The following is a 15,452-nucleotide window of genomic DNA, read 5'->3' on the forward strand; positions in this document are numbered from 1 at the left end:
AGAATTAATAAAGAATGACGAGAGCATTCATTAAGGAGCGAAAAAATGGAAAAAATGAGTAGAAATGATCGACGCGCTTTAATCACAGCAATTGTGGGTTCAGGATTAGATGATTTGAATGTGATGTTTCTAGCCTTTTCAATGTCTAGTATTGTAAGTAGTCTGGGGATTTCACAAACTCAAGGAGGCTGGATTGCGACGATTACTAACTTCGGGATGTTAGTTGGAGGTTTGTTGTTTGGCGTCTTAGCTGATCGCTATAATAAGTACCGTGTTTTTAAATGGACGATAATGATCTTCTCCTTGTCTACAGCCATGATCTTTTTCACCCATAATATTTATTATCTTTACTTGATGCGTTTTATTGCTGGAATTGGTGTTGGCGGTGAATATGGGGTGGCTGTCGCTATCATGGCCGGGATCGTCGAACCGCATAAAATGGGACGGATCTCAGCCTTAAATGGGATTGCAGGGCAAGTGGGGTCTATTTGTTCGGCCGTATTAGCTGGTTTTGTAGCGCCAATTTTTGGTTGGAGAGGCCTTTTCTTATTTGGATTGTTACCGATGATTTTAGTGGCTTATACACATTTTGCGGTGGATGAGTCAACAATTACCAATCGTTACGCTGCTAAGCGGTCTTCTTTACATAAAGAAAAGCCAGCAATTAGTGAACTGTTTGCAACACCTGCTTTAGTCCATCAAACGATTGCCTTGATGGTGATGGCTACCGTTCAAATTGCAGGGTATTTTGGCATGATGAATTGGTTGCCGAGTATTATGCAAGCCTCGCTAGGTTTGTCGGTTAAAAACTCTTCAACTTGGATGATCGCAACCATCGTTGGGATGTGTATCGGGATGTTAGTTTTTGGTCAAATTTTAGACCGCTTAGGGCCGCGCCTAGCCTACGGCCTCTTTCTCTTAATGTCTTCGGCTTCGGTCTATTTGTTCCAATTTGCGAATTCGGCGGTCACGATGATTATTGGCGGAATGATCGTTGGCTTCTTCGTTAATGGGATGTTCTCTGGTTATGGAGCCATGACAAGCCGCTTGTACTCCAGTCGAATTCACTCGATTGCCAATAATGTGATCTTGAATGTTGGTCGTGCGGTCGGCGGATTCTCATCGGTGATTATTGGGAAGATCTTAGATAGTACTTCGGTATCAGTCGTCATGCTCTTCTTGGCGAGTTTGTATCTAATCAGCTTCATGGTGATGTTATCCTTGCCATACTTGCAAAAAGAGCGGTATGACGCCTTATTATTGACGGATGGTGTCGAAGATAACTCGGTTGGTACAAATTCTTCACTAGCTTAATAAAATAGGATCAAGGAACAACACCCCAAGGTTAAACTTGGGGTGTTTTCTTTGTATCCTGTGTGGATATTTAGGGGCTTTTTGTCTAGTGGCCTGGTAGAGATTGGTGTATACTGATTATCAATCGATCATTAATTATGTATGAAGGGGGTTAATAGACTTGGAATTATTAATTAGAGGACTAATGATTGGGCTATTTCTGGCAATCACCAATTATTCTATGAAATCCCATAGCAATCCTTGGGGACGGTGGCTCAGTCGTTTTCTGGTGATAGGGGTTTTCTTGTTGGCGGCAGGATCACTGAGTGCCTTTAGTCTGCTTGCGACTGAAGTAGCTCTTAAATGGCGGATGATGTATGGCCTATTAGCCGTGGCCCTGTGGGCTTATTTGATCCATCTGATCCGCATATATCGTAAAAAATAAATCTGTCTATCTATTTAGTTTGATCGCATCTTGAATAATTGACCCTTCAAATCTGAGTGTGTTTTCTTGTGGCTTCTAAGGTGAACGTGCTAAACTGAAACTATCACAAGCAAGGAGGGTTCTACATGCAAGCGAATTATGTGTTGAGTAATGATGTTAAGATTCCGTCGATTGCCTTTGGTACTTGGGAGTTGTCCGAAGGCGAGGTGGCTTACCAATCCGTCTTAAAGGCTTTGGAATATGGTTATCGCCACATTGACACCGCCCAAATCTATGGCAATGAAAAAAGTGTGGGCCAAGCCATTAAAGATTCCAAAATTGATCGTCAGGCTATCTTCTTGACAACTAAGGTCTGGAATGACAAGGGAACCTATGAGGCAACCAAAGCGTCTATTGATGAATCCATGACTAAGCTACAAGTGGATTACTTGGATCTGCTTTTGATTCATTGGCCAAACCCACAAGCCTTTCAAGCAAATGATGCTTGGATTGAACGTAACGCTCAAGTTTGGCGTGCGATGGAGGGATACTATCAAGCGGGTAAGATTCGTTCGATTGGGGTGTCTAACTTCTTGGAACATCATATCGAAGCCTTGAAGAAGACTGCCACCGTTAAACCAATGGTCAATCAAATTAAGTTGTCACCAGGTTTGACGCAAGCCAAACTCGTTGACTACTGTAAGCGTGAAGGAATTGTTTTGGAGGCATACAGTCCGCTCGGTCGCGGGGATGCATTCCACAATGAGACTTTAAAGGAGATGGCCGCTCGCTATGATGTGACTGTGGCTCAATTATGCTTACAATGGTCTTGGCAACATGGCTTCTTACCGCTACCTCGCTCTAAAACACCGGCTAATATCTTATCTAATATTGAGCGGCCTGAATTCACGATTGAGGCCGCAGATATGGAACGGCTCGATCAATTGGAGGATTTAGCGACCGCACCAGACCCTGATCATGCTAAGGAATAGTCTTAAAGGATTATTAATTGTGAAACGCTCGAGTCTAGAATGAAGGCTCGAGCGTTTTTGTTGGAGCAAGAATGGAGGGTAGATCATGTAAAAAAACTTTTATCGTTTTCATGTGACCTATGCTAAAATAAGATCAAAGGGGGGAGTCTTTTATGATTAATGATTCTTTACGGTTTAAACAGCGATTGATGATCGCATCCATGCTCTTTGGCTTATTCTTTGGGGCAGGAAATATTATTTTCCCAGTGTTTTTAGGGCAGCTTGCTGGAGACCAGGTGCTTTTAGCCAGCCTAGGGTTTAATTTAACAGCAGTCGGGTTACCTATGTTGGCCATTGCAGCGATGGCTGTGACTGAGAGTGAATCGGTCTACGAATTGAGTTTACGGGTTTCCAAGCCGTTTGCGGTGCTATTTACAGTCGCTTTGTATTTGATGATCGGTCCCTTATTTGCGATTCCACGTTTGGCGACAGTCTCTTATGAAGTAGGGGTCGCCTCTTGGGTTGATCAAATGGGGCTGAGTCAGACTTGGGGTCTGGCCGCATACTCGCTCCTCTTTTTTGGCGGTGCCTATCTTTTTTCACGCAAGTCGTCGAATTTAATTCAACTAATCGGTCAGTGGATGACCCCTTTGTTGATTCTCTTGTTGGCTCTCGTCTTTGTGCAAGCCTGTTTAAAGGGGAGTTTTGATTTTCCTAGTGGGACTTTAGATCATCCTTTAGCCAATTCTTTTATCAAAGGCTATGATACGATGGATGGTCTTGCAGGGTTGGCCTTTGGGATCGTGATTATTCGTTCTATCCGATCTCTCGGTTTAAAAAATCCTCACCGAATTAGTCAGGAAGTGCTCTTGAGTGGGGGACTGTGTGTATTGATGATGGGCTTGGTATATTTTGCCTTGATTCTCTTGGGTGCAGATAGCTTGAATTACAGTCAATTAGCCGCTAATGGTGGAGAGGCATTGCCTAGAATTGTGAGTCATTATTTTGGTTGGTTTGGACAGATTCTTCTGACCCTGATCGTCATTGTGGCTTGTTTTAAGACGACTCTCGGTTTGGTGGTTGCCTTTAGTCAAGCTTTTCAACAGATTTTTCCAGGAAGTAAGGGTTGGCTTTGGGCGGTCTTAGCCTGTTTAGTGCCAGGACTTTTAGCCAATGTGGGCTTGGATCGGATGATTGCCTTGACGACACCTTTCTTAATGTTGATTTATCCTTTAGCCATGGTCTTAATTCTTTTGGCCCTGTTGGCGAATCAGTGGGCCTCTAAGCGAGTCTATCAGATCTGTCTATGGGTGACAGCCTTCTTTGCGGTCTTTGATTTTATCAATCATTCACCGGCCTTTATAAAGCAATCGATTTGGGGCGCGGCGATGATTCGTTGGGCAAAACAGAATTTTCTCTTTTATCAGCTAGGATTGGCGTGGTTCTTGCCGGTTCTCTTATCCTTAGGATTTTGTTTTATATTTAGAAAGCGGCTGGCTGATCAGTAGACAAATAAAACAAGGAGCGACGAGAGTCAGCTCCTTGTTTATTTGCTTTTAATTAGGCTTGGCAGATGCCGGGAGTGGTCATTTTTTCAGCTTGCAGTAAATGGTCAAGGCTAGCTTGGTCGAGCAAGCCTTTTTCGATGACCAACTCTTTGACCGATTGGTCACTGGTGAGTGCTTCCTTAGCGATGTCAGCAGCTGCTTGATAGCCAATATAAGGGACCAAAGCGGTAATGGTACCGACACTTTGATCGACTAATTCGTGGCAACGATCACGGTTAGCGGTAAGGTCTTTAAGGCAGTTGTCAATGAGGGTTTGAATGGCTTGTTTAAGATAGGTCAAGGATTCAAACAGGCAGAAGAAGGTAACAGGTTCAAAAGCATTAAGTTCCAATTGACCGGCTTCAACGGCCATGGCAATGGTTAAATCATTGCCGCAGACTTTAAAAGCAACTTGATTGACAACTTCAGGAATAACCGGATTAACTTTACCTGGCATGATGGAAGAGCCGTTTTGCTTTTTAGGAAGATTAATTTCATTAAAACCTGTTTTAGGCCCAGAAGACATGAGGCGTAAGTCGTTAGACATTTTTGATAAGGCAAGGGCCAAGGTCTTAAGAATGCTTGAGATATAAGCAAAGCTATCGATGTGTTGGGTGCCGTCAATCATATCTTCAGCTTGGTGAACTGGAAGACCAGAGACTTCGGCTAACTCTGGGACGACTTGGGTAAAGTAATGCTCATCAGCATTTAAGCCGGTTCCGATCGCGGTTGCGCCAAGGTTAACTGTTAGGAGTTCGTCGAGGGCATTTTCCAAGCGTTGTCGAGACCGTTTGATGGCGGTAGCATAGGCATGAAATTCTTGACCGAGACGGATGGGAATGGCGTCCTGCATTTGTGTGCGGCCCATCTTGATAATATCGTCGAAAGCTTGAGCCTTGTCAAGGAGCGCTTCTTCGAGTTGAATCAGCATTTGAATCAGATCTTGGGCTAATTGGTAGGTGGTTAACTTCCCAGCAGTCGGAATGACATCGTTGGTTGATTGACCATAATTGACATGGTCATTGGGATGAACCAGATGGTAATTGCCTTTTTGGCCACCCAGGATTTCGATGGCCCGATTGGCTAGAACTTCATTGATGTTCATATTCATAGAGGTTCCTGCCCCACCTTGGATCGGATCAACAATAAAGGCATCTTGGAGTTGGTGATTGATGATCTCATCACAGGCTTGAACAATCGCTTGGGCAACATCCTCGCTGAGGCGATGACAGGCCTGGTTGGTGATTGCGCAGGCTTTTTTGACATAGGCTAGGGATTGGATAAAACGAGGGTGTAAACTTTGCCCGGTGATTGGGAAGTTTTCACGAGCTCGCAGGGATTGAACCCCGTAGTAGGCATCGACAGGGACGGCGTGTTGGCCAATGGAATCAGCTTCCATCCGAGTAGGGTTATTGGTATGTGTAGTCATGACTTTGCTCCTTTTCTATGAGGTTTGACTTCTTTAGTCTTATTATAGAAATGAAAAGGTTTTATTTCTAATACTTATTATGGTATATTAGTTATAATCTAAAAGTTATATATGGGGTGGTTTCATGTTTCAAGGAAAAGAATATGTCTTGGCGGTAGAAAAGGAGCGGTCTTTTTCCAAGGCGGCCGAGAAAATGCATATTTCACAACCTTCTTTATCGGCTAATATTAAGCGGATTGAAGAGCGTTTGGGTCATGATTTATTTGATCGGTCAACCATTCCTCTACGGGTGACGGAATTTGGAGAGGAATATCTGAAGCAATGCCGGCAAATCCTAAAGATTGAGGCTGATTTTGATCAATTTTTACAGCGTTATGAGGGCTTGCAGTATGGGCACATTATGATTGGAGGGTCCAGTCTCTACGCTGCCATGATTCTCCCTAGGATGATGGCCCAATATAAGGCCCTTTATCCTGCCATTGAATTAGGCTTGAAGGAGGCAACGAGTGAAGACTTAGTTCATTATTTAAGAGAGGGGGAGATTGATCTCTTACTGGATAATACCGGCTTTGACGAACAAGAGTTTGAGGCGGTTGAACTAGCTTCTGAGCAGCTTCTCTTAGCTGTTCCACGTGATTTTGCGGTTAACCAGTTCTTGTTGGATTATCAGCTTTCACCGAGGGAGATTCGCCAAGGAGATATAGATATCAATCAGGTGCCAGCTGTCGACTTAAAAGCATTTGGTCAAGCTCCCTTTGTCTTTTTAAATGATCATAATGATACAGGGGTGCGGGCTCGACGTTTATGCCAGGCTCAGGATTATCAAGCGAATGTGGTTTATGGGGTTGATCAACAGTTGACGGCTTATAATATTTCTTTATCAGGCATGGCGATTTCGGTGATGGGAGAAGCCTTGTTACATTACGGCTATGCCAGTGATCGTTTGATATATTACCGGCTGCAAGGGGAGGCCTCGAAACGACCGATTTGTATTTATTGGAAGAAGGACCGTTATTTAACGAAAGCGAGTCAGGCTTTCCTAGAATTAATTGGACAAGAGAAACTTTTTTAGTGGAAAGGATTTCATTTTTTCTTAGAATCACGTATAATGACTTATAAATACTAAACTATAAGTTAGGAGGCAAAAGAGTGGAATATCGGTTAGAACATGATTCCTTAGGGGAAATTAAGGTGCCCAAGGATCGTTATTGGGGAGCAGTCACACAACGGGCCTATGAACATTTTCAGATTGGTCAGGAAAAGATGCCGCGGGTTTTGATTCGTGCTTTAGCAGCGATTAAAAAAGCGGCTGCTCAGTGTAATGAGTCTCTGGGGGTCTTGGATGCCGAGCGTGCCCAGCGAATCGAAGAAGTATGTGATGAGATCCTGGATGGAAAGCTGGATGATCATTTTCCTTTACCAATTTGGCAAACCGGATCAGGCACACAGACCAATATGAATGTGAATGAGGTGATTGCGAATCGCTCGAATCAAGTGTATGGAGATCAGCTCCTGCATCCAAATGACCATGTGAATCGGTCGCAATCCTCCAATGATGTCTTTCCAACGGCTATGCATGTGGCCTGTTTAATGACTTGGCATCAGGGATTAAGAGCATCCTTAGTGGCAATGATTGACCAATTACATGTTCTTGAGCAAGCCTATCAAGATCAAATTAAGTCGGGACGGACGCATCTGCAAGATGCTACGCCGATTCGTTTTAGTCAAGAAGTTTCAGGATGGTCAGCCTCTTTGGCCCAGGACTTAGCGATGCTCGATCAATTGAGTGATTTTGTGAGTGAGATTGCTTTGGGAGGGACCGCCGTAGGAACCGGCTTGAATGCACCTCAAGGTTATGATCAAAAGGTGGCTGCTTTATTAGGCCGGGTTGTAGGCATTCCATTAAGAACCGCTACTAACAAGTTCCATTCCTTGTCTTCTAAAAGTGAGTTGGTAGCTTTTCATGGTGGCTTAAAAGCTTTAGCGGGTGACCTTATGAAGATGGCTAATGATATAAGGTGGTTGGCTTCAGGACCTCGGTGTGGTTTGGGAGAGATTACGATTCCAGCGAATGAACCGGGTTCGTCGATTATGCCAGGTAAGGTTAATCCTACTCAATGTGAAGCCTTGACCATGGTTGCCCTTCAAGTTATGAGCAATGATCTTGCAGTGGGTATGGCTCATTCACAAGGGAATTTTCAGCTGAATGTCTTTATGCCAGTTACGATCTATAATGTGATTCAATCGATGGAATTATTGCAAGATGGTATGTTGATGTTTACCAAGTATTGCTTAAAAGGCTTAAAAGTGAATGAAGATCAGATGCAAGCGAATATGGACCGGTCTTTGATGCTCGTGACGGCCTTAAGTCCACGTTTAGGCTATGAAAAAGCGGCCCAGGTGGCTAAACATGCTTATCAGGCTAATTTAAGTCTGAAGGAAGCCTGTCTGGATTTAGGGTATTTGGATGCGGCGACTTTTGATCAATTAGTCGATCCCAGCAAAATGGTATAAGTAGCGAAGAAAGGAAGCAGAAAAAATGGATGTATTTGAAGAATCTTTAAAGCGTCACTATGACCTACAAGGAAAAATTGAAGTGGTCTCACGTGCAAGCATTGAGTCAATGGAGGATTTAGCCTTGGCCTATTCGCCAGGAGTTGCTCAACCTTGTCGGGTCATTGATCAGGATCCGGATCAATCCTATGCCTTAACGCGGCGCCAACATTTAGTGGCGGTTGTCACCAACGGAACGGCTGTTTTAGGTTTGGGGAACATTGGCCCATTAGCGGCCATGCCAGTCATGGAAGGTAAGTGTGCCCTCTTCAAGCGCTTTGCCGACGTTGATGCTTTCCCCATCTGTGTGGATAGTGAGGATGTTGATGAGGTTGTAGATACGATCGCACGCATCTCAAAAAGTTTTGGTGGGATTAACCTGGAAGATATTGCCGCACCGGCTTGTTTTGAGATTGAAGAAAAGCTTAAGGCACGGTGTGATGTGCCTGTCTTCCATGATGATCAACATGGGACAGCCATTGTTGTTGCGGCCGCTTTATTGAATGCGGTCAAGTTAACTCACAAAACAATGGGTCAATTAAAGTTGGTGATTAATGGAGCGGGGGCAGCCGGGATTGCGATTGCTAAGCTCTTATTACAGATGGGCTTTGGTCAAATTATTATGGTGGATCGTCAAGGAATCTTAAATCGTGAGGATACACATCTAGATTCAGCCAAACAGGCCATTGCTCAAGTGACGAATCCAGAAGGATTGACAGGGGATTTATCCGTCGCGATTAAAGGCGCCGATGTTTTTATTGGAGTTTCTGCGCCAAAGGTGGTTAGCCAAGCAATGATTCGGTCGATGAATGATCAAGCCATTGTCTTTGCGATGGCCAATCCGGTACCAGAAATTATGCCAGAAGATGCCTTAGAAGCGGGGGCAGCAATTGTTGGGACGGGTCGGTCGGATTATCCGAACCAAATTAATAATGTCTTAGCTTTTCCAGGAATCTTTAAAGGAGTCTTAGCGGTTCGAGCACGAGAAGTAACGGATGGTATGAAGGAGAGTGCGGCTCGTGCGATTGCTTCATTAATTCCGGAGGAAGACTTAAAGGCCGAGGCTATTATTGTGAATGCCTTAGATGACCGTGTAGCTGATGTGGTAGCCAAGGCGGTCGCAGATCAAGCGATTAAAGAAGGCGTTAGTCGCCATTAATCCCTTGGAATGAATCTTAAGAGGCTGGGGCTTAAAGTCCCAGCCATTTTTTTATGGAGTCAGAAGGATTACTTTTTTGAGGGGAATATGATAGGCTAAGGATACTTTGTTAGAAAAGAGATGAATGAATGTCTAAACAAGCTGTATCGCGAAAAGAATGGATGACTCAGGGACCGATTATGCCAATGCTGTTGACCTTGTCTGCGCCACTCATGTTTAATAATTTAGTGCGTACTTTCTATACGGTGGCGGACGGTTTGTATTTAGCTCAGTTATCGGCAGAAGATTTTGCGGCCTCCAGTTTTTCCTGGCCTTTAAATAATTTATTTATTTCGATCGGAATGGGAATTGGTGTCGCAGCGACCGCCTTAATCGCTCATTTTATTGGGTCCAATCAACTGAAGAAGATTCAAGTCTATTTAGATTCGACCTTATTTTTAACCTTGGTCTTAGGGGCTATGTTGACCGTCCTAGGAATAGCTTCCAGTGAGTGGCTCTTAAAAGCCATGGGGGGCCAAGGGAGCTTTTTGCAGAAGTCGGATTTGTATTTAAAGATTTCCTTTTTGGGACTCTTCTTTGACTTTGGCTTCTTTGCTTACCAGTCGATCCTGAATGCTCAAGGGATGACTAAGACATTGACCATTATTTCCGCGATTTCGATGGGAGTGAATCTCTTATTGGATCCTTTCTTTATCTATGATCAAGTACCCGTGTTTCATTGGTCAGGCTTGGGATGGGGCATTGCGGGAGCGGCCTGGGCGACCCTTATTTCGAAATGGGTCTTATTAGCTTTAGCTGCCTGGATCGTAGCCAAACAATCTGCCATTAAACCTTCTAGAAAATGGTTCCGTTGGGATCTTGGGAGTCAAGGGCATATTTTGCGAATGGCATTGCCTTCTGCTTTAGGTTATGGAGGGTCTTCTTTAGGGTTTACCGTGATGAATGCCTTAATTACTTCTTATGGGACCAATACTTTGGCGGCTTTTTCCATGATCAATCGGGTTTCTGATATTGTCATGCAGCCACAGATGGGGGTGGGGATGGCCTTAACACCGATTATTGGTCAGAATATGGGAGCCAAGCAATTTGACCGAGCCCATTTGATCTTTAAACGGGCCATCCAATTTATATTAGGGATGTCGATTCTAGCATCGGCTTGTATCTTGTTAGGACAGGAACCGATCTTACGGTTGTTTATTAAGGCGGATGCTCCTAGGGATTTATGGAATCAGGCGCGAGAGTATCTTTACTATTCTGCCTTTATCATTTTCTTTATGGGTTTATTTAATGCCTTAAATGGCTTCTTCCAAGGATGCGGTCAGACCAAGTATTCCATGTTTATGACAATGGGACGCTTGTGGCTCATCCGGGTACCAATTGTATTTCTTTTGGGGCGGTTGACGGACTTGGGATCGACGGGAATTTGGATTTCCATGTTAATTTCGAATATGGGGATCGTTGTATGGGGCTTCTATATTTATCGCCGAAATAACTGGGAGCTGATGAGTCAGATGGCTTAGTGGATGAATGAAAATAATCCCACTGCTTAGTCCTAAGCAAGTGGGATTATTTTGTTGGGATGGCTGGTGAGGAGTCGCTCATGTTTGAATAGGCGATCGTTTGGTCAAACCCCCAATGGGATTTTATGTTAAAATAGGTTTACGATAAAAGGAAGGTGATAAGGATGCGACGAACGAGTCTGTGGGCTTATGTGGTAATAGCGGGAGCTTTTATGCTTACAGGTGCTTTGTTGGTCTTGTTTCCCTTCGAACAAATGGATTTTCTCCTGCAATTTTTAGCGGCCTATTTAGCTTTAACGGCTTGTAGCAAGTTTTGGGATCAATGGCGGTTAAAAAGCAGTATCTTCAAAGGGGAGAAGGGAAGCTTTCCTTATCTACTGGCACTGGGTTATCTTTTATTGGGCTTAGTGATTTATTGGCAAAGAAGTTTCCTGGTGGTTTGGGTAGTGAAGCTTATAGGTGTCTATCAGCTCGGCTTGGCTCTGCTCAATCTCTTTGCTTACTATTTGATGCGAAAAGACCAGGTGCCTAGTCGGTGGGGAAGGTTGGCTTATGCGATTTTCCATTTGATTTTTGGGATAGGGACAATCCTGACTCCCTTTCAAGGCTACCGGGCTTTGCAGTGGCTAGGGATTTATCTCTTGCTTATTGGACTGAGCTATTTAAAAGACGGCCGAAACTTATGGGCATTGCCTCAGACCTCAACTCCTCGCTGGACTTGGCGAGTCCCTTTACCGGTTGTTTTTTCTTTGTTTTTTCCTCAAAAAGTATTAGCTCAAACGGAAGCAGTGGTTCAGGGTCGGATAAGTTTAGCTTCTTCTGATTTGAATCCAGGACGGGATGCGGACGTGTCAATACCGGCAGAGGAGCTAGCTTTGTCCAAAAATAAAAACCTACTCGTACAGATTCATGTGGGTAGAGATCGCTATAGTCGAGTGGGACATATGAATGTGGCTTATGATGGGATCGTTTATTCATATGGGAATCATGATGCGGCCTCAAGACGTATGATGGATTGTTTGGGGGATGGCGTGGTGGTCTTACTGAATCATCAGGAATACCTTGACTATTACCTCTCTCACAGGGTAACCATTATCGAATACGAAATTGCTTTAAATGAAGTTCAACGATTAGCTTTAGAAGCTCATTTTGCTAGAATGCAGGATCAATTTGTCCCTTGGTATCCACAATCCACCCAACAATTAAAAGGCTTTGCCGGGAATATCATTCGCCAAACCCAGGGAAAATTTTATAAATTTGCTGCTGGTAAATACCAGACCTACTTTTTGTTCTGGACGAATTGTGTCCTTTTCTCGGAAGAGCTGCTGCGGGTGTGTGGCTTTGACGTTTTTCCATTGGTGGGTATCCAAACGCCTGGGACCTATTATGATTATCTGGAAAGACAGCGGCGACAAAATCAGTCTCGGATTGTGGCACGCCGGGTCTATAATCGCGACTTACGCAATTATTTAGCAAAAAGTAAAGTACAGAAATTATAAAGATATCAAAATAAGAGGCTGTGACCTGGTGGTCAAGCCTCTTATTTATTGAATTGATTAGTTATTTTAGAAGCGGTTCTTGAAAACTAACTGCTTTTTATGGCTAACTATCTTTTGAATTTTATGTCCCATTTGGTAACGCGGAAGAGCCATTTAACGATTTCACAGATGATGACTAGGGAGAAGGCTGCTGCCATAACAATACCCCATTCATAGCCATTCATTGGGTGAACATCAAAGAATTGATTGATTCCTGGAATCAAGATGACTCCTAATAAGAGGGCACCAGACACGATAAAGGCTAGGTTAAGCCACTTATTATCAAATGGATTGCGTTTGAAGAGGGAACCAAAGGTTGATTTCACATTATAAGAGTGGAAGAGTTGAATCATTCCTAAGGTGACAAAGGCCATGGTCTCTGCTAAGACGTGACGTTCTTCACCAACTAAGCTAGTGGTCATAGGCCCTTCAGCAGCAAACCAATAAACAAAGAGTGTAATAGCAGCTTCAAAGATACCTTGATAGATAATTGATGGAGCTATTCCAAAGGATAGGAAGGAATCTTTGGAGGTTCTTGGTTTATGAGACATGACATCCGATTCGGCACGTTCCATCCCTAGGGCGATCGCTGGGAAGACGTCGGTGACTAAGTTAATCCATAGAATGTGAACGGGTTCTAAGATGACCCATCCAAAGAGGGTGGCTGTAAAGAGAGTGATGACTTCTCCTAAGTTAGCTGATAGAAGGTATTGGACAGCTTTTTGAATATTGGCAAATACTTTACGTCCTTCTTCAACAGCAACGACGATCGTTTGGAAGTTATCATCCGCTAAGACCATATCCGAAGCACCTTTGGAGACCTCGGTACCGGTAATTCCCATACCCACTCCGATATCGGCTTGTTTTAGAGAAGGAGCGTCATTGACCCCATCCCCTGTCATAGAAACAACCGCATCATTGGCCTGCCAAGCCTTAATGATACGAACCTTATGCTCAGGAGAAACCCGGGCATAGACAGAGTAGTTCTTGACTTTTTGGGCCAGTTCTTCATCACTGATTTCATTGAGTTGAGCGCCGGTTAGGACGTGCTCTTCATTGTTGGAAGCGGATGGATCAAGGATGGTTAAGCGTTCAGCAATCGCTTGGGCGGTGACAGCATGGTCGCCAGTAATCATGACGGTACGAATACCTGCACGGCGAGCGGTTTCGATAGCCTCTTTAGCTTCAGAACGCTCAGGGTCGATCATACCTACAAGACCTGTAAAGATCAGATTATGTTCGACACTATCGCTATCAAAGCTCGCTGGGAGTTGGTCGATGTATTGGTAGGCACCTGCCAGAACCCGTAAAGCTTGTCGAGCTAGATCATTATTGATTTTCAAAATTTCATCTTTATCAGTCTGGGTTAATTCCTTGACTTCTCCATTTACTTTTTGATAACGGCATCGTTGAATCAGTTGATCCGGAGCTCCCTTAACGGCCACAAAATAACGATCCTGGAAGCTGTGAACGGTCGACATTAATTTACGATCAGAATCAAAGGGTACTTCTTCCTTTCGTGGGTATTGAGCCAGTTGATCTTGAAGGGGCATTTGATGGTCTAAGGCATACTTGACCATGGCGGTCTCGGTAGGGTCGCCATTGACTTTGCCTTGAGCATCGATCTTGGAATCATTGGCAAAAACAAAGGAACGAATGAATTCAGAATCCGTATCTAAGTCATCCTTGGCGTCGTGAAGTTGACCGTCATGGTAGACTTTTTCAATGGTCATTTCGTTAAGGGTTAAGGTTCCTGTCTTATCGGAACAGATAACTTGAGTGGACCCTAAGGTTTCTACCGCTGGAAGGGTCCGTACTAAGGCTTTACGTTCGGCCATAGTTTGGGTTCCTAAGGAAAGGATAATCGTGGAGATGGCTGGGAGTCCTTCTGGGATCGCAGCAACAGCTAGCGAAATAGATACTAATAGCATTTCTAATGGGGATAAGCCATTTAAGAAGACGCCCACAATAAAGGTAACGACGGCAATACCCATGATTAGATAGGTAAGGTTCTTACCTAAAGTTTCTTGGTCACGTTGTAGTGGGGTGAGTTGCTTTTGTGTGGAGGATAACATTGCCGCAATGTGACCGACCTCGGTATCCATTCCGGTTTGTGTGACAACCCCAAGCCCGCGACCATAGGTGACATTCGTGGAAGAAAAGCCCATGTTGGTCCGATCACCAATACCAGCATCGGCTTCTACCAGACAATCAGCGTCTTTTTCTACAGGGACAGATTCACCCGTAAGTGCGGCTTCTTCGATTTTAAGTGAGTTGGTTTCGATCAGACGTAAGTCAGCTGGCACGACGTCGCCGGCTTCTAGTAAGACGATGTCTCCAGGAACTAATTCAGTGGATTTGACTTTTTGGTGACTGCCATCACGTAAGACATTGGCTTCGGGAGAGGAGATATTCTTCAAAGCATCAATTGCATCCTCGGCTTTTGCTTCTTGGATCACTCCAATTACGGCATTGAGTAAAACAACAATTAAGATAATCACGGCATCGGCAATACCTTCGCCATTAGCTAGACCAATACCAGCAGAGACAGCAGCAGCTACTAAAAGAACAATGATCATGAAGTCTTTGAACTGATCAATGAACTTTTGCAGGGTGCTTCGGTGTTCTTCCTCTTTGATGGCATTCTCCCCATAACGGGCTTGCCGTTCTTTGACTTGGCTAGCGCTTAAGCCTTTCAGGCGATCGCTTTCCAATTGGCTCAGAATTGCTTCCTTGTCTTTGCTATAGGCAAGTAATTCTTTGGTTGACATGGACTTTCCCCCTTTAAGTTTTTGTTCATGGTGGGTTCCTCAAGAAAAAAGACTTATGCCTCTTGCAACTGAACGTTGTTAAGCGGCATAAGTCTCACTCTTTACTTTAGTACCAGTAATCGGTGAGATTACTTAACGTTGTTGATACTAAAAAGGCTAGGCCTCGAGTTACTCCCCTATGAACTTCTAAATAGATTATAAGGAATCTCTTTATTAAATGCAAATAAAAACGCTCTTAATTTTGCCA

At 44.0% G+C, this 15,452-nt stretch carries 11 protein-coding genes; 9 read left to right on the forward strand and 2 right to left on the reverse strand.

What is annotated here, in order from left to right:
• Window positions 1–45: 45 nt before the first annotated feature.
• The 4 genes from HMPREF9706_RS06685 (at window position 46) to brnQ (ending at window position 4,196) form a co-directional block, all read left to right on the forward strand.
• Window positions 46–1,314, forward strand: coding sequence for an MFS transporter (locus HMPREF9706_RS06685; protein WP_006908603.1), 1,269 nt, complete (start codon window positions 46–48; stop codon window positions 1,312–1,314).
• A gap of 160 nt (window positions 1,315–1,474) precedes the next feature.
• Entirely contained in the window at window positions 1,475–1,738 is a 264-nt protein-coding gene (locus HMPREF9706_RS06690) for a hypothetical protein (protein WP_006908604.1), read from the forward strand.
• Between the two features lie 125 nt (window positions 1,739–1,863).
• Window positions 1,864–2,709 (forward strand): aldo/keto reductase, encoded by an 846-nt coding sequence (locus HMPREF9706_RS06695; protein WP_006908605.1) that lies wholly within the window; start codon window positions 1,864–1,866, stop codon window positions 2,707–2,709.
• 152 nt (window positions 2,710–2,861) lie between these two features.
• Window positions 2,862–4,196, forward strand: a complete 1,335-nt coding sequence (gene brnQ / locus HMPREF9706_RS06700; protein ID WP_006908606.1) for a branched-chain amino acid transport system II carrier protein — start codon at window positions 2,862–2,864, stop codon at window positions 4,194–4,196.
• Window positions 4,197–4,248: 52 nt separating this feature from the next.
• Here the strand turns inward: brnQ and HMPREF9706_RS06705 are convergent, their stop codons facing one another.
• Window positions 4,249–5,664 (reverse strand): aspartate ammonia-lyase, encoded by a 1,416-nt coding sequence (locus HMPREF9706_RS06705; protein WP_006908607.1) that lies wholly within the window; start codon window positions 5,662–5,664, stop codon window positions 4,249–4,251.
• Between the two features lie 124 nt (window positions 5,665–5,788).
• On the opposite strand from HMPREF9706_RS06705, the gene HMPREF9706_RS06710 reads away from it, so the two are divergent.
• The 5 genes from HMPREF9706_RS06710 to HMPREF9706_RS06730 all read left to right on the forward strand — a co-directional run bounded on the left by HMPREF9706_RS06710 (window position 5,789) and on the right by HMPREF9706_RS06730 (window position 12,395).
• Window positions 5,789–6,736, forward strand: coding sequence for a LysR family transcriptional regulator (locus HMPREF9706_RS06710; RefSeq protein WP_006908608.1), 948 nt, complete (start codon window positions 5,789–5,791; stop codon window positions 6,734–6,736).
• 77 nt (window positions 6,737–6,813) lie between these two features.
• A complete protein-coding gene (gene fumC / locus HMPREF9706_RS06715; protein ID WP_006908609.1) occupies window positions 6,814–8,178 on the forward strand; it encodes a class II fumarate hydratase in 1,365 nt (454 codons plus the stop codon).
• A gap of 25 nt (window positions 8,179–8,203) precedes the next feature.
• The gene (locus tag HMPREF9706_RS06720; protein ID WP_006908610.1) at window positions 8,204–9,376 is read left to right on the forward strand and encodes an NAD(P)-dependent malic enzyme; all 1,173 of its coding nucleotides are present in this window, start codon (window positions 8,204–8,206) and stop codon (window positions 9,374–9,376) included.
• Window positions 9,377–9,504: 128 nt separating this feature from the next.
• Window positions 9,505–10,896 carry an MATE family efflux transporter gene (locus HMPREF9706_RS06725; RefSeq protein WP_006908611.1) on the forward strand — a complete coding sequence of 464 codons (1,392 nt, stop codon included), beginning with the start codon at window positions 9,505–9,507 and terminating at the stop codon, window positions 10,894–10,896.
• A 164-nt stretch (window positions 10,897–11,060) separates the two neighbouring features.
• Window positions 11,061–12,395 carry a DUF308 domain-containing protein gene (locus HMPREF9706_RS06730; RefSeq protein ID WP_006908612.1) on the forward strand — a complete coding sequence of 445 codons (1,335 nt, stop codon included), beginning with the start codon at window positions 11,061–11,063 and terminating at the stop codon, window positions 12,393–12,395.
• Between the two features lie 107 nt (window positions 12,396–12,502).
• Here the strand turns inward: HMPREF9706_RS06730 and HMPREF9706_RS06735 are convergent, their stop codons facing one another.
• The gene (locus tag HMPREF9706_RS06735; protein WP_006908613.1) at window positions 12,503–15,205 is read right to left on the reverse strand and encodes a cation-translocating P-type ATPase; all 2,703 of its coding nucleotides are present in this window, start codon (window positions 15,203–15,205) and stop codon (window positions 12,503–12,505) included.
• Window positions 15,206–15,452 lie beyond the last annotated feature (247 nt).

Source organism: Facklamia hominis CCUG 36813 (assembly GCF_000301035.1).
In the GTDB taxonomy this organism is placed as follows: domain Bacteria; phylum Bacillota; class Bacilli; order Lactobacillales; family Aerococcaceae; genus Facklamia; species Facklamia hominis.